Origin of the sequence: Streptomyces diacarni, assembly GCF_003323715.1 — a bacterium.
GTDB classification, from domain to species: domain Bacteria; phylum Actinomycetota; class Actinomycetes; order Streptomycetales; family Streptomycetaceae; genus Streptomyces; species Streptomyces diacarni.
Genome location: NZ_QOIN01000028.1, coordinates 80939 through 97758, shown reverse-complemented (window position 1 = coordinate 97758; position 16820 = coordinate 80939). Strand labels below are relative to the sequence as shown.

Annotated in this window: 17 protein-coding genes and 2 pseudogenes; 4 read left to right on the top strand and 15 right to left on the bottom strand. The window is 73.3% G+C overall.

Annotation, left to right across the window (positions count from 1 at the left end):
* Positions 1-42: 42 nt before the first annotated feature.
* From DTL70_RS03775 to DTL70_RS03740, 10 genes and pseudogenes are all read right to left on the bottom strand, one after another.
* The gene (locus DTL70_RS03775; RefSeq protein WP_114020388.1) at positions 43-1587 is read right to left on the bottom strand and encodes an APC family permease; all 1545 of its coding nucleotides are present in this window, start codon (positions 1585-1587) and stop codon (positions 43-45) included.
* A gap of 69 nt (positions 1588-1656) precedes the next feature.
* Positions 1657-2586 carry a hypothetical protein gene (locus DTL70_RS03770; RefSeq protein WP_114020387.1) on the bottom strand — a complete coding sequence of 310 codons (930 nt, stop codon included), beginning with the start codon at positions 2584-2586 and terminating at the stop codon, positions 1657-1659.
* A 222-nt stretch (positions 2587-2808) separates the two neighbouring features.
* A pseudogene (locus tag DTL70_RS03765) lies at positions 2809-3819 on the bottom strand (acyl-CoA dehydrogenase family protein); the annotation flags it as partial.
* A 78-nt stretch (positions 3820-3897) separates the two neighbouring features.
* Positions 3898-4098 (bottom strand): annotated as a pseudogene (locus tag DTL70_RS35065) (acyl-CoA dehydrogenase); the annotation flags it as partial.
* An 8-nt stretch (positions 4099-4106) separates the two neighbouring features.
* Positions 4107-5129, bottom strand: a complete 1023-nt coding sequence (locus tag DTL70_RS03760; protein WP_114020669.1) for a phosphotransferase family protein — start codon at positions 5127-5129, stop codon at positions 4107-4109.
* A 167-nt stretch (positions 5130-5296) separates the two neighbouring features.
* Complete coding sequence (locus DTL70_RS33400) at positions 5297-5446, bottom strand: hypothetical protein (RefSeq protein ID WP_181860766.1); 150 nt, start codon at positions 5444-5446, stop codon at positions 5297-5299.
* A 213-nt stretch (positions 5447-5659) separates the two neighbouring features.
* Positions 5660-6145, bottom strand: a complete 486-nt coding sequence (locus DTL70_RS03755; protein ID WP_114020668.1) for a gluconokinase — start codon at positions 6143-6145, stop codon at positions 5660-5662.
* 38 nt (positions 6146-6183) lie between these two features.
* Positions 6184-6528 (bottom strand): DUF202 domain-containing protein, encoded by a 345-nt coding sequence (locus tag DTL70_RS03750; RefSeq protein ID WP_245978975.1) that lies wholly within the window; start codon positions 6526-6528, stop codon positions 6184-6186.
* Positions 6525-6923 carry a YidH family protein gene (locus DTL70_RS03745; RefSeq protein ID WP_114020385.1) on the bottom strand — a complete coding sequence of 133 codons (399 nt, stop codon included), beginning with the start codon at positions 6921-6923 and terminating at the stop codon, positions 6525-6527. Before DTL70_RS03745 ends, DTL70_RS03750 begins: the two co-directional genes overlap by 4 nt.
* Positions 6924-7007: 84 nt before the next feature.
* Entirely contained in the window at positions 7008-7532 is a 525-nt protein-coding gene (locus DTL70_RS03740; RefSeq protein ID WP_114020384.1) for an NUDIX domain-containing protein, read from the bottom strand.
* A 119-nt stretch (positions 7533-7651) separates the two neighbouring features.
* Between DTL70_RS03740 and DTL70_RS03735 the strand changes: the two genes are divergently transcribed.
* Positions 7652-9307: an FAD-binding dehydrogenase gene (locus tag DTL70_RS03735; RefSeq protein WP_114020383.1), complete on the top strand. Its 1656-nt coding sequence runs from the start codon at positions 7652-7654 to the stop codon at positions 9305-9307.
* Positions 9308-9381: 74 nt separating this feature from the next.
* Here DTL70_RS03735 and DTL70_RS03730 read toward each other — a convergent pair whose 3' ends face one another.
* From DTL70_RS03730 to DTL70_RS03715, 4 genes are all read right to left on the bottom strand, one after another.
* On the bottom strand, positions 9382-10350 hold the full coding sequence (locus DTL70_RS03730; protein ID WP_114020382.1) for an NADPH:quinone oxidoreductase family protein: 969 nt from the start codon (positions 10348-10350) through the stop codon (positions 9382-9384).
* Between the two features lie 44 nt (positions 10351-10394).
* A complete protein-coding gene (locus tag DTL70_RS03725) occupies positions 10395-10940 on the bottom strand; it encodes a TetR/AcrR family transcriptional regulator (protein ID WP_114020666.1) in 546 nt (181 codons plus the stop codon).
* A 160-nt stretch (positions 10941-11100) separates the two neighbouring features.
* Positions 11101-12771, bottom strand: a complete 1671-nt coding sequence (locus DTL70_RS03720; RefSeq protein ID WP_114020381.1) for an AMP-binding protein — start codon at positions 12769-12771, stop codon at positions 11101-11103.
* Complete coding sequence (locus DTL70_RS03715; protein ID WP_114020380.1) at positions 12768-13667, bottom strand: SDR family oxidoreductase; 900 nt, start codon at positions 13665-13667, stop codon at positions 12768-12770. Before DTL70_RS03715 ends, DTL70_RS03720 begins: the two co-directional genes overlap by 4 nt.
* Positions 13668-14102: 435 nt before the next feature.
* Here DTL70_RS03715 and DTL70_RS03710 point away from each other — a divergent pair, with 435 nt between their 5' ends.
* Together DTL70_RS03710 and DTL70_RS03705 are read left to right on the top strand one after the other, a co-directional pair.
* A complete protein-coding gene (locus DTL70_RS03710) occupies positions 14103-14684 on the top strand; it encodes a hypothetical protein (protein WP_114020379.1) in 582 nt (193 codons plus the stop codon).
* Positions 14685-14833: 149 nt separating this feature from the next.
* A complete protein-coding gene (locus DTL70_RS03705) occupies positions 14834-15298 on the top strand; it encodes a MaoC family dehydratase (protein WP_114020378.1) in 465 nt (154 codons plus the stop codon).
* Positions 15299-15353: 55 nt separating this feature from the next.
* Here the strand turns inward: DTL70_RS03705 and DTL70_RS03700 are convergent, their stop codons facing one another.
* Positions 15354-16031, bottom strand: a complete 678-nt coding sequence (locus DTL70_RS03700; RefSeq protein ID WP_114020377.1) for a TetR/AcrR family transcriptional regulator — start codon at positions 16029-16031, stop codon at positions 15354-15356.
* Between the two features lie 117 nt (positions 16032-16148).
* On the opposite strand from DTL70_RS03700, the gene DTL70_RS03695 reads away from it, so the two are divergent.
* Entirely contained in the window at positions 16149-16796 is a 648-nt protein-coding gene (locus tag DTL70_RS03695) for a hypothetical protein (RefSeq protein ID WP_114020376.1), read from the top strand.
* Positions 16797-16820 lie beyond the last annotated feature (24 nt).

Sequence of the window (16820 nt, the reverse complement as noted above, 5' to 3'; positions counted from 1 at the left end):
CGACGCCGCTGACCCGCCGCCGGCCGGCTGCCCGGGCGCGGTTCACCGGTCCTGCTGCCGGCCCGCGGCCTGGTCCAGGCGGAAGGCCTCGTTGCCCTGCCCGATGCGGGCGAAGGTGTGCGGGGCGCGGGCCCGCAGCACCAGGCCGACGGTCAGGCCGACGACGGCCGCGGCGCCGATGATGCCGGGCAGCACCCAGCCGAGCGCCGAACCCGACGCGGCACCGACCAGTACGTCGAAGTCCTTGACGGCGTAGCCGAAGACGAAGCCGAGTCCGACGGCGGCCAGCGCCGAGCAGACCAGCCGTCCGGCCTGCGCCCCGGCGGAGCCGCGCCGGGCGAAGAAGACGATGACGGCGATCGAGGTGACGGTCATCAGCAGGATGACACCGAGCGCGCCGACGTTGCCCATCCAGGTGAACAGGTGGAGGACCGGTGCGCTCGGGTCGCCGTGCGGCTTGTCGTCGACGGCGACGAAGGCGGCGACGACCACGGCGGACACCAGCGTCTGGAGCAGCGAGCCGAGCGCGGGCGCCCCCGTGCCCGCGGAGGCCCGGCCCACCGCGCGCGGCAGCAGCCCCTCGCGTCCCATGGCGAAGGCGTAGCGCGCCACCACGTTGTGGAAGGCGAGCATGCAGCCGAAGGCGCCGGTGACGAAGAAGACGTGCAGCACGTCGGTGAAGACGGTCCCCAGGCGGGGCTCGGCGAGGGTGAAGATGAGCCCCGAGCTCTCCTGGCGCGCGGCGGCCACCACCCCGTCGGGCCCCGTGGCGACGCTGATGAGCCAGGCCGTCACCGCGTAGAAGACGGCGATGATGCCGACGGCCAGGAACATCACTCGGCGCACGACGGTCTGCGGCCGGTCGGTCTCCTCCGCGTAGACGGGCGCCTGTTCGAAGCCGAGGAACGCGGCGACGGTGAAGCACAGGGCCGTGCCCAGTCCGGCCCCGGTGAGCGTGTCCGGGTCGAAGGCGTGCAGCGAGAGGCCCTGCGGCCCGGGGTCGGCGGCGTAGGCGACGTCGATGACCAGGACGAGCAGCACCTCGCAGATCAGTACGACCCCCACGACCTTCGCGTTCAGGTCGATCTTGCGCGCGCCCAGCACCCCGGTCATCACGAGAGCGGCCAGCGACGGGATCCACCAGGCGACGCTCACCGCGAAGAACTTCTCCAGCAGCCCGGCGACCTCGAAGCCGAAGATGCCGTAGACCCCGACCTGGAGCGCGCTGTAGGCGACGAGCGCCACGTAGGAGGCGCAGGCTCCGGCGAGCCCGCCAAGGCCCCGGGCGATGTAGGCGTAGAAGGCGCCCGCGTTGTGCACGTGGCGGCTCATCTCGGCGTACCCGATGCCGAACAGCGCCATGAGGACGCCGAGGATCACGAAGAGCAGCGGCAGACCCACGACGCCCATGACGGCGTAGGTCGTGGCCATCACCCCCGCGACGGTCATCAGGGGCGCGGTCGCGGCCAGGACGGACAGCAGCAGCCCCGTCGTGCCCAGCCGTCCCGCCCGCAAGGACGCCTGGTCCTGGCCCCGGTAGGTGCTGATCTCCTGACTGCTGCCACTCGGCCGGCTGCCCGTGAGCATGGCGGGATTCCTTCCGGGACGTCCTGTGGTGCTCGGGTGGGGGGTGCGTGCGGGGGTGGTGCGGTCCGCTCAGGCGGCTCCCAGGGCCGTCCGGTGCGCGGCGCGGAACGCCTTGTGGGGCTCGCGGCCCGAGAACGCCCACGGTTCGCGCGTCGGATGGGGACCGATCCGCTGGAAGAGGGCGGCCGCCTCGGCCATCCTCCCCTCGTGGAACTTGGCGTAAGCCAGGTGGTTGAGGTCGATGAGGCGGCGCGGGTTGCGGTCCTCGGCGCCCCACTCCAGCCACCAGTTGAAGGCGGTCTCGACGATGCGCCGCGGATGGCGTCCGTGCCAGTGCCCTGCCGCGGTCGGATCGGGCGGGACCTCGCCCCGGGCGGCCAGGACGCGGAAGCGCTGGGCGTGGGCGGTGACGGGCAGCAGGGCGAGCGGCGAGTCGGCGGGGGCGCGTTCGGCGGCCTGGGCGGCGAAGTCGTAGACGCCGCGGCCCTCCTCGGCCAGCGCGGCGGCCATCAGATGGTGCCCGTGGTGGTGCTCGGGGTGGCGCGCGTGCAGCTCGCCGAAGGGGTGGCGGCAGTCGGGCGGGGTGGCGGTCTCGCGGAACAGCAGGAGTAGCGCGAGCCAGGGGGTGGGGTCGTGGGGGGCCGCGCGGGCGGCGGCGTCGAGGGCCACGCGGGCGGCGTTGGCGTCGCCCCTGCCCCCGGCGGCGCGCGTCGCCATGGCGCAAGCGAGGAGCAGGGCGGCGTCCTGGCTGTCGGGCTCGGCCAGCTGCCACTCGCGGGTCCACGCCTCGCCCGCGGGTGTCCGGGCCAGGCAGATGACGCGGTGGCCGCGCAGGTCCCAGTCGTGGCCGGTCTCCTGCAGGAGGGTCCTGGCCTCGGCCCAGTGGCCCTGGACGAAGGCGTCGCGGGCCGTGCGTAACGGGGCGTCGTCCAGTGCGGGGTCGGGCCGCCTGCCGTCCGGGGAACGTCGGAAAGTGAGCGGCGGTGGTGGAGGAGTCATGGTCGCCGATCACCCAACCCGACGCAGGCGATCACGTCAAGTCAGCGTGTGATCACCGGAGTTCGCAGCCCGGGCAGTCGCCGGTCCTCGGTGAGCGACATCGGTCGACTTCGTTCGATACGGTCGACTCCGCTCACTCGCAGGGGAGTTGAGGCGACGCGGCGTTCCCCCGACCGGAGGCAGCCCTTGCGGCCCGGCCCCCGAGGGGCCGGGCCGGGCCCGTCACAGGTAGCGCTTCAGCTCCCGCCGGGCCAGCGAACGCTGGTGCACCTCGTCGGGGCCGTCGGCCAGCCGCAGGGTGCGCGCCGCCGCCCACAGCTCGGCGAGGGGGAAGTCCTGCGAGACCCCGCCCGCGCCGTGCAGCTGTACGGCGTCGTCGATGATGCGCACCACGGCCCGCGGGGTGGCGATCTTGATGGCCTGGATCTCGGTGTGGGCACCGCGGTTGCCGACCGTGTCCATCAGCCAGGCCGTTTTGAGCACGAGCAGCCGCAACTGCTCGACCTGCACCCGCGCGTCGGCGATCCACTCGTGGACCACGCCCTGGCGGGCCAGCGGCTTGCCGAACGCGGAGCGCTCCACGGCCCGCCGGCACATCAGCTCGATCGCCCGCTCGGCCATGCCGATCAGCCGCATGCAGTGGTGGATGCGGCCCGGGCCCAGGCGGGCCTGCGCGATGGCGAAGCCGCCGCCCTCCTCGCCGATCAGGTTGGCCGCCGGCACCCGTACGTCGTGGAAGAGGACCTCCGCGTGGCCCCCGTGGTAGTGGTCCTCGTAGCCGTAGACCGACATGGCGCGGCGCACCTCGACGCCCGGGGTGTCGCGCGGGACGAGCACCATGGACTGCTGGCGGCGCACGTCCTCGCCGTCCGGATCGGTCTTTCCCATGACGATGAAGACCTTGCAGTCCGGGTTCATGGCACCCGAGATGTACCACTTGCGTCCGGAGATGACGTAACCCCCCTCGCCGTCCCGCCGGATACGGGTGGCGATGTTGGTGGCGTCCGAGGAGGCCACCTCCGGTTCTGTCATCGCGAACGCGGAGCGGATCTCGCCCGCCAGCAGCGGCTCCAGCCACCGCTCGCGCTGCTCGGCCGAGCCGAACTGGGCCAGCAGCTCCATGTTGCCGGTGTCGGGCGCGGCGCAGTTGAGCGCGGTCGGCGCGAGCTGCGGGCTGCGCCCCGTGATCTCGGCCAGCGGCGCGTACTGGAGGTTGGTGAGGCCCGCGCCGTGCTTCTCGCCCGACGCGCTGTGCTCGTCCACGAAGCTGTGCTCGTCTACGAAGCTGTGCTCGTCTACGAAGCTGTGCTCGTCTACGAAGAAGAGGTTCCACAGGCCCAGCTGTCGCGCCGTGGCCTTGAGCTCCTCGACGACGGGCGGGGTCTGCCAGGGCGAGTCCAGTGAGGCGCGCTGCTCGCCGGCCACCTCTTCGGCCGGGAGCACGTGTTCGTCCATGAAGGCGAGCAGCCGCTCGCGAAGCTCCTCGGTCCGCGCGTCGTATGCGAAGTCCATGCGCCTGCTCAGCCCTTCCGCAGTGTGGTGAGTCCGTTGTCGATGAAGACCGGGACGAGTTCCCCGATCCGGTCGAAGCCGGCGCCGACGGTCTGGCCGAGCGTGAAGCGGTAGTGGATGCCCTCCAGGATCACGGCGAGCTTGAAGTAGGCGAACGCCGTGTACCAGTTGACGCGGGTCACATCCCGTCCCGAGAGCCGGGCATAGCGCTCGATCAGCTCGGCGGCCGAGGGGTGCCCCGGCGCGGTGCCGGTCGTGCTGACGGGCGAGTCGGGGACGTCCTGGCGCTCGCTGTACATGGCCAGCAGGCCCAGGTCGGTCAGCGGGTCGCCGAGGGTGGACATCTCCCAGTCGAGCACCGCGGCCACCTGGTCGCCGGCGTCCACCAGCACGTTGTCGAGGCGGAAGTCGCCGTGCACGACCGTGGGCGCGGGTGAGACGGGCTGCGCCTCGCCCAGCGCGCCGCGCAGCTCGTCCATGCCCGCCAGCTCCCGGCTGCGGGACGCCTCCAGCTGCTTGCCCCACCTGCGCAGCTGCCGCTCCAAGAACCCCTCGGGGCGCCCGAAGTCGCCGAGCCCGACCGCTTCGGGGTCCACGGAGTGCAGGGCCACCAGCGTCTCGGGCAGGGCGAGGACGACCTCGCGGGTGCGCTCGGGGCCGAGCGGGGCGAGCTGCCCGGCCGTGCGGTAGGGGGTGCCCTCGACGTGCTCCATGACGTAGAAGGGCGCCCCGAGCACGTCCGGGTCCTCGCACAGCAGCACGGTCCCCGGCACGGGTACGGGGGTGTCGCGCAGCGCGCTGATGACGCGGTGTTCGCGGGCCATGTCGTGTGCCGTGGCCAGGACGTGGCCGAGCGGGGGGCGGCGCACGATCCAGCGGCCGACCCCGTCGGTGACCCGGTACGTCAGGTTCGAGCGACCGCCCTGGACCACCTCGGCGCTCAGCGGGCCCCGTACGAGGCCGGGCCGCTCCCGCTCCAGGTGCGCGGCCAGCCGCGCCAGATCGAGGCCGGGCGGGTTCTGTTCGCTCATCGTGCGCTCCTTCGGCATCGGTCGCCTCCGATCATGCCGACTAGTCGGTATGGCGTCCAGAGGGGACGGCGCGGAGCACCGGCCTGCCGCCCCATACGTCCCCGGTGTCCCGAAATTCTTCGCCGCGGCGCGGCCGCGTCACACAGGGGCGCCGGCGGCGGCCGCCGTCAGCCGAGCGCGACCACGGCCAGGATCAGCACGCCGACCGTGAGCACCACGATCAGGGCGAGCCCCGAGGGGTTGCGGTGGTTGAGGACGTAGCCGTTCCTGGAACGCTCGTCGCGTACGAACAGCGGCTCGTTGTCACCCATGGGCATGGCACGAAGGCTAGAGCGCCACCCGTGTGCCTGTCATCGGACTTCGGGCGGAAAGCGGTGTAACGCACACCGTTCCGCACACGAACGGGACGAAAGAGACAGAGGGGATGGGAGGGACAGAGGGGATGGGTGAGACGGAGGTGGCGGGTGAGGCTGAGGGGAAACGAGGGGCGGCGCCGCGGAACCCCGCAGGGCGCGCCGGAGACCCGCGCCTCAGCAGACCCCGGCGCGCTCCAGCTCCGCCAGCGCCTCGGCCCTGGTCTCCTCCGGCGTACCCGCCACCGAGACCGCCGCGCCCCGCTCGTCGTCCCCCAGCGGCTCCAGCGCCTCGAACTGGGAGCGCAGCAGGCTCGGCGGCATGAAGTGGCCCTCGCGCCGAGCCACCCGCTCGGCGATCAACTCGAAGGGACCCTCCATGTGGAGGAAGAAGAGCCGCGCGGAGGCCTGCCGCAGCCGGTCGCGGTAGCGGTGCTTGAGTGCGGAGCACACCAGCACGGCCCCGCCCTCGCCGTGCCGGGCGAGCCAGCCGGCCATCGCGTCCAGCCACGGAGCCCGGTCGGCGTCGTCCAGCGGAACGCCGGCGGACATCTTCTCGATGTTGTGGCGGGGGTGGAAGGCGTCCGCGTCGGCGAACGGCACGCCGAGCGCGTCCGCCAGCCACTCCCCCACGGTGCTCTTGCCGGACCCTGACACGCCCATCACCACGACGAGCGGCTCGCACGGGTTCACTCCACGGTTCACAGCAGCACTCCTCCCACCACGACCAGCACCAGCACACAGACCAGTGTCCCCACGACCTGGACGGCGCCCATGGGGGACGGGCGGGCACCGGAGAGCGCGCCGATCCTGCGGTGTGCCGTCAGCAGCAGGCCGAGCCAGGCGAGTACCCCGACAGCGGCCGCCGCCACGGCGGTACCCGTCCGCTGCTCGGCGGCCACCCGGGCCGCCAGCGCGACGGAGACGGCGAACGTGAGCGTCGTACGGCGCCAGGCGAACCAGGTGCGCTCGGGTTGTGCGCCGGGGTCACGCGGCGCCGGCTCGTCGCGCTCGTCCGCGGGCACCCCGCCGGGCGTGGGCGTCACCGGCCCCCCAGCCCCAGCACGACGACGGCGATCACCAGCACCGCCGCCGCGGCCGTGGCCGCCGCGAGCAGCACGGGGAAGCGGGAGGCGGGCAGGTCCTCACCGCGCCGCATGGCGCGCTCGCAGCGCACCCAGTGGTTCACGGCGCGGAAGGCGCACAGCACCGCGCCCGCCAGCAGCACGATCGCCACCGTCGTGCGCACGCCCCACCGCAGCCCCGTCAGGAACTGGTCCACCGCGATCCCGCCCGCGACCAGGGCCAGCGAAGTGCGGATCCAGGCGAGGAAGGTGCGCTCGTTGGCGAGCGAGAAGCGGTAGTCGGGCGTGGTGCCCTCCTCCCTGAGCCGCTGGGGGGCGAACCACAGCCTGACGGACGCCGAAAACCGGTCGCGCATGGCTCAACCGTACGCGGTGACCTGCGGCAATCTCGCGCCGGGACACCTGCCCGCGCCTTGCGCGCGGATCCTGCCTGGCTCGCCTCAGAGCGCCGAGAGCCGGCGATGGCACTCCAGCCCGTCGGGCACGACCAGACCGTCCCGCTCCCACCCCGCAAGCCGCCGCTCCAGCTCCTCCTCCGCGAGGAAGTCCCACCACGCGACCTCTTCCGCCTGCGGCCGGACGGGCAGCGTGCACACGACCTCGTAGACCGCGAGGAACCAGGAGTGCTCGGGCGTCTCGAACAGGAACGTGGTGCGCCGCTCGGGCATCGGCAGCCCCTCGACGCCCAGCTCCTCCTCCGCCTCGCGCAGCGCAGCCGTGTCGTAGTCCTCGCCCGCGCCGACGACGCCGCCCACCACCACGTCGTACATCCCCGGGAAGATCAGTTTGGTGGGGGTGCGGCGGTGCACGAAGAGCCGGCCGTGCGCGTCGCGCACCCGGATGGAGGTGCTGCGGTGCCGCAACCGCTCGGCGTAGACCTCACCGCGCGGCCGCTGCCCGACGACCCGGTCTCGTTCGTCCACGATGTCCAGCAGCTCGTCCGCCGCGCGCGCCCGCTCCGTCATACGCCCATCCAAGCACCGCCCCCCCGTACCGCGCGGGGCAGGAGGGGTGTGCGCGGGCGGACCCGGAGGTTACTCTCCGGTCACCAGTGCGGGACACGCGTCGACAAAGAGGTGGGAGCATGGCGTACGACGCCGATGTGATCGTGATCGGAGCCGGGCTCGCGGGGCTCGCCGCGACCGCCGAACTCGCCGAGGCGGGACGCCGCGTCATCCTGCTCGACCAGGAACCCGAACAGGCGCTCGGCGGCCAGGCGCACTGGTCCTTCGGCGGCCTCTTCTTCGTCGACTCCCCCGAACAGCGCAGGATGCGCGTCAAGGACAGCCGCGAGCTCGCCTGGCAGGACTGGCTCGGCACCGCGGGGTTCGACCGGCCCGAGGACCACTGGCCGCGCCGCTGGGCCGAGGCCTACGTCGACTTCGCCTCCGGCGAGAAGCGCGCCTGGCTCCGCTCCCAGGGCCTGAAGATCTTCCCCGTCGTCGGCTGGGCCGAGCGCGGCGGCTACGACGCGGGCGGGCACGGCAACTCGGTCCCCCGCTTCCACATCACCTGGGGCACGGGCCCAGGGCTCGTCGAACCGTTCGAACGGCGGGTGCGGGCCGGTGTCGCGCGCGGCCTGGTCGAGCTGCGCTTCCGGCACCGGGTGACCGGCCTGGAGCGGACCGGCGGCGCGGTCGACACCGTCACCGGCGAGGTGCTGGTGCCCAGCGCCGCGCCGCGCGGCACCGCCAGCAGCCGCGAGACCGCCGACACCTTCTCCCTCCGCGCCCAGGCCGTCGTCGTGACCTCCGGCGGCATCGGCGGCAACCACGAACTGGTGCGCGCCAACTGGCCCGAGAGGCTGGGTACGCCGCCGGAAAAGATGCTCTCCGGGGTGCCGGCGCACGTGGACGGCCTCATGCTCGGCGTCACCGAACAGGCGGGCGGGCGGATCATCAACCGCGACCGGATGTGGCACTACACCGAGGGCATCGAGAACTGGAACCCCATCTGGGCCCTGCACGGCATCCGCATCCTGCCGGGGCCCTCCTCGCTGTGGCTGGACGCCACGGGCGAGAGGCTGCCCGTCCCGCTCTTCCCCGGCTTCGACACCCTCGGCACACTCGACCACATCATGCGCACCGGGCACGGCTACACCTGGTTCGTGCTCAGCCAGAAGATCATCGAGAAGGAGTTCACCCTCTCCGGATCCGAGCAGAACCCCGACCTGACCGGGCGGTCCGTGCGCGACGTCCTCGGGCGGGCCCGGCACGGCGCGCCAGGGCCCGTGCGCGCGTTCATGGAACACGGCGCCGACTTCGTCATCGAGAGCGACGTGACCGCACTGGCACGCCGCATGAACGAACTGACGGGCGAGGGACTGATCGACGCCGACACGCTGCGCCGTACGATCACCGCCCGCGACCGTGAGATCCGCAACCCCTTCGCCAAGGACGCGCAGGTCACCGCCGTCCACGGCGCCCGCCGCTACCTCGGCGACCGCCTCATCCGCGTCGCGTCCCCGCACCGGCTGCTCGACCCCGCGGCCGGGCCGCTGATCGCCGTCCGGCTGAACATCCTCACCCGCAAGACACTCGGCGGGCTGGAGACCGACCTGTCCTCCCGTGTCCTCACCGAGAGCGGCGACCCCCTCCCCGGCGTCTACGCCGCCGGGGAGGCCGCGGGCTTCGGCGGCGGCGGCGTCCACGGCTACCGCTCCCTGGAGGGCACCTTCCTCGGCGGCTGCCTCTTCTCGGGCCGCACAGCCGGCAGGGCCGCGGCGCGGGCCGTCGGCTGATCCGGCTCATCCCGCCTGCCCGCTCACGGGGCCGACGCTCCCGTGGGCGGGCGTGCGCGACGCCGCCCGGGCGGTCAGCCCGGCAGGACCACGACGCGGCCCGTGGTGACGCCGTCGAAGACGCGCTGCACCGCGTCGGCGGCGCCCTCCAGAGCGACGCGCTCGCTCACCAGGGGCTTGATCAGGCCCTCGGCCGCGAGAGCGGTCAGCTCCCGGTGGCAGCTGTCGACCGCGGCGGGGTCCCGCTGCGCGTACAGGCCCCAGTGGAGACCCAGGATGGAGTAGTTCTTGACCAGCGCGTGGTTGAGCCCCGGCGTGGGCACGGCACCGCTCGCGAAGCCGACGACCACGATGCGGCCCTCGAAGGCGACGCACTTGGCGGAGGCGGCGTAGGCGTCACCGCCCACCGGGTCGTAGACCACGTCGGCACCCGCGCCGCCGGTGGCCTCCTTGACCGCGCGCACGACGTCGTCGCGGCGCCGGTCGACGACGACGTCGCAGCCCAGCTCGCGGGCCACCTCGGCCTTCGCCTCGCCGCCGACGACGCCCACCACCCGCGCCCCCGCGGCCTTGCCCAGCTGCACGGCGGCACTGCCGACGCCACCGGCGGCGGCGTGCACGAGCAGGGTCTCGCCCTCGCTCAGGCGGGCACGGCGGTGCAGACCGAACCATCCCGTCTGGTAGCCGACGTGCAAGGCGGCGGCCTCCGCGTCGTCCAGCGCCTCGGGCGCGGGCCTGGCGCTCTCCTCGCCGATGACGGCCAGCTCACCGAGGGCGCCGCAGGGCAACTCGGGCGCCCCGAGTACGCGTTCGCCCGCGCGGGGCCCGCCGACGATCTCGCCGCACAGCTCGACGCCGGGCGTGAACGGCAAGGGGGGACGGACCTGGTACTCGCCGCGGCACAGCAGGGCGTCCGGATAGTTGACGTTGGCGGCCCGCACCCGTACCAGCAACTGGCCCTCGCCGGGATCCGGGTCGGGTATCTCCTCCAGCCGCATCACGTCGCGGGGTTCGCCGTTGGTGTGGACGCGCCAGGCTCGCACGGACTTTCCTCTCGTTGACGGGGCGGGCGCACAGTGCCCGCGGGTCAGGGACGCAGGGAGCGCAACAGCAGGTCGGCCAGGTGGTCTGCCACCTCCTGGGGGGTCAGCCGGCCGCCGGGCCGGTACCAGCTGCTGAGGTGGTGCACGGATCCGAAGTGGTAGTCCACGACGAGGTCGGCGGGGGTGACGTCGCTGAACACCCCGCCGCGCCGGCCCTCTTCGATCAGCGCGCGGAACCTCTCGTGGTAGCGCCGCCGCTCGGCGCGCACCTGCTTCTGCTTCTCGGGCGAGAGCTGGTGCATGGAGCGGAAGAAGATCATGGCGTCGTCGAGGTTGTCGATGGTGGTGACCACGACGTCGGCGGCGGCCTGCCGCAGCCGGTCCTCGACGGGGGCCTGCCGCCCGGCGAACAGGTCGAGCCGCTCCTGCTGGAGGCGGAGCAGGCGGCTGTAGATCTCGTGGAGCAGGTCGTCCTTGGAACCGAAGTAGTGGTAGAGGGCGCCCTTGGTGACGCCCGCCGCCTCCACGATCTCCTGCACGGAGGTGCGGTCGTAGCCCTGCTGGGCGAACAGGCGGGTGGCGGCCTCCATCAGGCGCTGCGGCACGGGCGCCGGCGTGCCGCCCGAACCGTCCGCGCCCGCCGCCGCACCGTCCCGACCTGCCGAACCGGCCCTGGCCGCCATGGCCGTCACCTGCCTCTCCTTCGTCGTTCACCGAGCGGGGCCGCCGCGGCCCGGCACGGTCGCACGCTCACGCGTCCCCCGGACGGGAACGCAGCTCCCGCCGCAGGATCTTCCCACTGGTGGTCTTGGGAAGCTCGGCCAGGATCTCCACCTCGCGGGGGTACTTGTAGGCGGCCAGCCGCTCCTTGCAGTAGGCGCTCAGCTCCTCGGGCGCCGCCTGGCCGCCGTCGCGGAGGCTGACGTACGCCTTGACGGTCTCGCCGCGGTAGGCGTGCGGGACGCCGACGACGGCGGCCTCGCGGACGGCGGGGTGCGCGTACAGCACGTCCTCGACCTCACGGGGCCAGATCTTGAACCCGGAGGCGTTGATCATGTCCTTCTTGCGGTCGACGACGTACAGCCAGCCGTCCTGGTCCATGAACCCGATGTCGCCGGTGCGCAGTTCGCCGTCCGGGATGGCCGCGGCGCTCGCCTCGGGCCGCCGCCAGTAGCCCGGGACGACCTGCGGGCCGCGCACGGCGATCTCGCCCTGCTCTCCGAGGGGAACCGGCGCGCCCGCCTCGTCCAGGATGCGTACGAGGGTGTCGGGCCCCGGCACGCCCACCGCGAGGGTGCCGGAGGCGGGGTCGACCGGTGCCTCCCTGCCCGGCGGCACCGAGGCGCAGGGGGCCGTGCACTCGGTCAGCCCGTAGCCGTTGCCGATGTAGGGGCCGAACGCGGCGCGGAACTTCTCCACCAGCGCCGGCGGCAGGGGTGCGCCGCCCGAGGAGATGTGCCGGAAGGAGCTGAAGTGTGCGCGGGTCACGTCCGGGTGCGCGGCCAGTGCCATGAACGCGGTGGAGGGGCCGACGGTGAAGGCGGGCCGGTGCTCCAGGAAGGCGTCGAGGACGACGCCCGCGTCGAACCGGTAGGCGAGCGCCAGCGTGCCCCTGTTGGCGAGGCAGCCCGACAGCTGGGCGACCATGCCGGTGATGTGGAACAGGGGCGCCAGCGCGAAGACGGTGGAGCCCTCGGGCAGATCCGAGCCGACCCGCTGCCGTTCCGCGTTGAAGGAGATGTTCGCGTGCGTGTTCATGGCGCCCTTGGGGGCGCCGCTGGTGCCGGAGGTGTAGCTGATGAGGGCGGTGTCGGCGCCGGACAGCTCCCGTGCGGCGGGTGCGGGCGCGCCGGAGCGCGCGGCGGCGAGCAGGTCGGTGGCGTCGTGCGCGGGCGCGCACCGCGCGAAGTCGAGTACGCGGGCGTCGTCGCGGGTCTGCAGGTCCCGTTCGCACGCGGTCAGGACGGTGTGCACGCCGGTGCCCGCGGCGGTGGCGCGCAGCCGGCTCTCCCAGGCCCGGTCGGAGCACACCAGCGCGGCGACCTCCGCGTCGGCGAGCACGTGGGCGACCTCGCGCTCCTTGTACATCGGGTTGACGGGCACGACGGTGCCGCCGGCCTTCCAGGCGCCGAGCAGCGCGAGCACGTAGTGCGGGGTGTTCTGCAGCATCACGGCGACCCTGTCGCCGTGCCGCAGCCCGCGCCCGGCCAGGTGGGCGGCCACACCGTCGGAAAGCGTGTCGGTCTCGGCGTAGGTGAGCCGCCCGTCGAAGTAGGCGAGCGCGGTGCGTTCGGGCACCTCGCCGACCGCCGCGCGGAAGGCGTGCAGCAGCGTCTCGGGCGGGCTGACGGGGGTTCGCTGTGCGGCGGTGAGCTGGGCGAGCCAGGGCTTGTCCTCGTAGGTGAGGCCGGACGGTGTCATGCTCGCTCCCCCTCTGCGACTTCCGGTTCGGCTGCGGGTTCGGCTGCCGGCTGGGCTGCTGCTTGTCCGGTTGCCGGTTCGGCTTCGGGCCGGGCTGCCGGCCGGGCCTCGGTCTCCGCGCCGCCTCGGACGCGCTCCTGCGCGCGCTCGACCTTCTGCTGCAAGCGGTTCATCCCGCTCAGCCAGGTGTCCGTGTCACCGGCGCGCGCGGTGTAGAGGCTGTGTGTGGTGGGGTGCGGCAGGACGAGGAACCGGCCGTCGTCGAACGCCGCGAACAGCGCGTCGGCGACGGCTTCCGGGGCGATGGCACCGGGCCGGAGCACGAGGTCACCGGCCGTTCCTGTGGTCGTGAGCATGTCCGTGCGTACCCCCTCGGGGCAGATGGCGTGGACGTCCACCCCGCGGTGCCGGTAGGTGACCGAGAGCCACTCGGCGAACGCGAGCGCCGCGTGCTTGGTGACGCTGTAGGGGGCCGAGCCCACCATCGTCAGCAGGCCGGCCGCCGAGACGGTGGAGACGAAGCGGCCCTGCCCGCGCTCCAGCCAGCCCGGCAGCAGCTCACGCGCCGCCCGCACGTGCGCCATGACGTTGAGGTCCCAGGTGGCGTCCCACAGGGCGTCGGGCGAGTCGGGACCGCCCTCGGGTCCCACCCCCGCGTTGGCGCAGAAGATGTCGACCGTTCCGCCGAGCGCTTCGCGGGCGCGCGAGGCGACGGTGGCGGCGTCACCGGGGACCGCGGTGCCGCCGGTCTCCTCGGCGACGGCCGCGGCGGCCGCGGGGTCGAGGTCGTTCACGGCGACCGAGGCGCCCTCGGCGGCGAATCTGCGGGCGAGGGCCGCTCCGATGCCGCCACCCGCCCCGGTGACGACGACGGCACTGTCGCGCAAAGACTTCATCGGCTGCGCCTCCCAGTTGTGCGGGCTCGTGCTCCTCGGGCCCCGTTGCGGGCCGCGCGGCGGGTCGTGCCGGCGGAGTGCCCGCCCGGCAGACTAACCAGTCGGTATGTTGTTGCGGAAGGGGTGCTTCGGCAATCCGGGCGACGGTCCCACACAGGTTCGGGAACGACAGTGGGCCAGGGCTCGTTCTCCCGGATGTGCGCGGCGCGCGGCGGCGCGTGCGCGTGACGGGTGGAGAGCACGGAAGCGGCTGCGTCCGGTGAGGCGGGAAACCGTCCCTTACAGGAATAGCGGCCCGTTTCCGGGGTAATCCGCCACGCCGAAGCAACTGCGCGCTGCCCGCGCGAAAAAAGCATCGCCGGAGACGGATCCGCGACGCGGGGTCGTACGTCACATCCTCGACGACACGGGTCCTCTCCGCCGGAGGTGGGATGATTGGCCGGTTTCAGAGCGCTCGCTCGACAAGTCCGTGACCCTGACAGAGACCCGTCGCAACGGCGGCAGGCCCTGCGCAAGTGCCTGGAGCGGTTCGCGCCGTACGGCCACCGCGCCACGTGGCAGCACCTGTGCGCCAACGCCGGGTTCCACCCCGACGACCGGGAGCCGGATCCCGCGCTGCTCGTCGCGGCGCTGGAGGAGCTCGAGGAGGCCCGCGCGGTCTGGCTCGGTTACGAGTCCGAAGTCGCCGCCCGCCGCAAGCGGGAGAAGCGGGACGGGATCAGACAACCGACGGCGCTGGACGAGTGGCACCGCCTCACCTGGGGCGGCAGATCGCTGCTGCGGTGCGATCCGTCGCAGCCGCCGACGCCGCGCCTCGCCGACGTACTGCGCCGTCTGATCTCCGTGATGGACGTGTGCGAGATCCCGCCGCAGCGCCGCGGTCTGCGCCTCGACCCCGGCGGTGCGCGCACGGAGATCCGTACGGAGGGCACGGGCCGGCGCGAGCCGCGCAGGGCCCACCGCCCGAGCGCCGCCGCCCGGCTCGGTTTCAGTTCCCCGCTCCCCTCCCAGGGATGAGGTCTCCCTTGCAGCGCCGAGGTCCCACCCGCTCCGCGGGACGGGGCTGGCGTACCGGTGGGACGGGCTGGCATGCTGACCCGCGAGTGCTGAGCAACCGCTTAGCCACATCCCGCTTGATGACACAGCGCGCGTGGGAGGACATATCCATGGCGGAACCACGGGTCTTCACCTCGGCCGACGAGCTGCGGGCAGCGGTCGGCGAGGAACTGGGCAGCAGCGACTGGATCGAGGTCGACCAGAAGCGGATCGATCTGTTCGCCGACGCGACGGGCGACCACCAGTGGATCCATGTGGACCCGGAGCGCGCCGCCGGCGGCCCGTTCGGCGGCACGATCGCGCACGGCTACCTGACCCTCTCCCTGCTGCCCGCCCTGGTGCCGCAGATCATGCGCGTCGAAGGCATGAAGATGGGCGTCAACTACGGCGTCAACAAGGTGCGTTTCCCCTCGCCCGTGCCCTCCGGAACCCGCGTGCGGGCCCGCGTGACGCTGACGGACGTGAGCGAGGCGTCCGACGGCGGCGTGCAGGTCGCCGCGCAGGTGACGGTCGAGCGCGAGGACGCCGACAAGCCGGTGTGCGTCGCGGAGAGCCTCAGCCGCTACTACTGGTGAGCGCCGGGCCGCCCGGCGTGGGGACGGCGGTCGGGGCGGCGGGCGGTTCCCGCGGTCAGGCCGTGTGGCCCGCCATGCGCAGGGCCAGGTCGGCGTACAGCGCGCCGATCTCGTCCGGTGTCCGGCGGCCTCCGGGGCTGAACCAGCGCGCGACGTCGATGCACAGCGACATCACCGCCAGCGCCGTACCGCGGATGTCCGGGATGTCGAACTCCCCTGTCGCGACCCCGTCTTCGAGCACGCCGCGCAGGATCTCCTCGCTGCGACGCCGGAGCGCCACGATGTGCTCGTAGTGCTCCGCGTCGAGCGCCGCGAGCTCGTACTGCACCACCCGCGCGGTGGTGTGGTGCTCGGCGTGCCAGCGCACGAAGGCCCGTACGGCGCGGGCGAGGCGCGGGGCGCTGCCACCCGCGCCCTCTTCCGGCGCGGGTCCCCGCGCGGCGCCGCCCGCCCCCTCCGTGGCCTCCGTGGCCTCGGCGCCCTGGGCCGCGTCCGTCAGCACCGCGACGGAGCGCTCGTGGCCGACCCTGCTGATGTGGAAGAGCAGCTCTTCCTTGGTCTTGTAGTGGATGTAGAGCGCCGCCGGGCTCATGCCCGCGCGGCCGGCGATGTCGCGGGTCGTCGTGGCGTGGAACCCGCGTTCGGCGAAGGCCTGCACGGCACCCAGCAGCAGCCTGCGGGCGGCGTCCGGGGTGACGCCACCGAACGATTCATCGGTCTCGACCGTCGTCATCCGGCCAGCCTACCCCGGCAGTGAGCGGCCGCTTAGCGCTTCCGCCGCCGCGACCCGCCCCAGCGGCGGGGGCGAGGCTGCGGGACCCGGACGGCGGCGTGCGGTAAAGAGAGCCGTATGCCACATTCGCGCACAGGCGCCGCCGTTCGTCCGAGACCGCGGGCGGCGGGCGCCGTCCTCGCCGCCGCCGCACTGTGCGGCCTGACCGCCTGCGAGGCCTCCGACTCGTCGCTGTACGCGGGTCCCGGCGAGGAGTCCTCGACCGCCTCCCCCACCTTCTCCCCCGAGAAGGGCCCGAGCTTCTCCCCGTCCCCCTCGGCTCTGCCGCCCTCCGCACGCCACGCGCTGACCGCCCTGCGGACAGCGCGCGACGCCGTTCCCGACAGCACCCCCTACCACCTCGTACGCGACCACGAGGGCACACCCGAGTGGGAGATCAAGCTGTCCGCGGCGCGCGGCAGCGAGTGGACGGTGGCGGTCTCCGACGACGGCGGCACGGTGACCGACAAGCACGAGGACACCCGCCCGGACGATGCCACCGGCAGGCTGTCCGGCTTCGCCGTCTCCCTGCCGCAGGCCGTCCGCAAGACGGCCCGCCGCCTGCCGGAGCAGGAGCTCACCGAAGTCGCCACCGAGAAGAACACGCAGGGCACCGACCTGTGGGAGGTCAGCACGGCGACGGGCACGAGCGCCGAAGCGGAAGAGGTGCGCACCCTGATCGACACCGAGACGGGCAAGGTCGTCCGCGAGAAGCGGGAGGAGTGAGCGGCCCACCCGGGCCGCCACCGC

Coding starts and splice junctions, on each gene's coding strand:
- DTL70_RS03775 (WP_114020388.1), bottom strand. CDS start 1,587: ATGCTCACGGGCAGCCGGCCGAGTGGCAGCAGTCAGGAGATCAGCACC.
- DTL70_RS03770 (WP_114020387.1), bottom strand. CDS start 2,586: ATGACTCCTCCACCACCGCCGCTCACTTTCCGACGTTCCCCGGACGGC.
- DTL70_RS03760 (WP_114020669.1), bottom strand. CDS start 5,129: ATGAGCGAACAGAACCCGCCCGGCCTCGATCTGGCGCGGCTGGCCGCG.
- DTL70_RS33400 (WP_181860766.1), bottom strand. CDS start 5,446: ATGCCCATGGGTGACAACGAGCCGCTGTTCGTACGCGACGAGCGTTCC.
- DTL70_RS03755 (WP_114020668.1), bottom strand. CDS start 6,145: ATGGGCGTGTCAGGGTCCGGCAAGAGCACCGTGGGGGAGTGGCTGGCG.
- DTL70_RS03745 (WP_114020385.1), bottom strand. CDS start 6,923: ATGCGCGACCGGTTTTCGGCGTCCGTCAGGCTGTGGTTCGCCCCCCAG.
- DTL70_RS03740 (WP_114020384.1), bottom strand. CDS start 7,532: ATGACGGAGCGGGCGCGCGCGGCGGACGAGCTGCTGGACATCGTGGAC.
- DTL70_RS03735 (WP_114020383.1), top strand. CDS start 7,652: ATGGCGTACGACGCCGATGTGATCGTGATCGGAGCCGGGCTCGCGGGG.
- DTL70_RS03725 (WP_114020666.1), bottom strand. CDS start 10,940: ATGGAGGCCGCCACCCGCCTGTTCGCCCAGCAGGGCTACGACCGCACC.
- DTL70_RS03720 (WP_114020381.1), bottom strand. CDS start 12,771: ATGACACCGTCCGGCCTCACCTACGAGGACAAGCCCTGGCTCGCCCAG.
- DTL70_RS03715 (WP_114020380.1), bottom strand. CDS start 13,667: ATGAAGTCTTTGCGCGACAGTGCCGTCGTCGTCACCGGGGCGGGTGGC.
- DTL70_RS03705 (WP_114020378.1), top strand. CDS start 14,834: ATGGCGGAACCACGGGTCTTCACCTCGGCCGACGAGCTGCGGGCAGCG.
- DTL70_RS03700 (WP_114020377.1), bottom strand. CDS start 16,031: ATGACGACGGTCGAGACCGATGAATCGTTCGGTGGCGTCACCCCGGAC.
- DTL70_RS03695 (WP_114020376.1), top strand. CDS start 16,149: ATGCCACATTCGCGCACAGGCGCCGCCGTTCGTCCGAGACCGCGGGCG.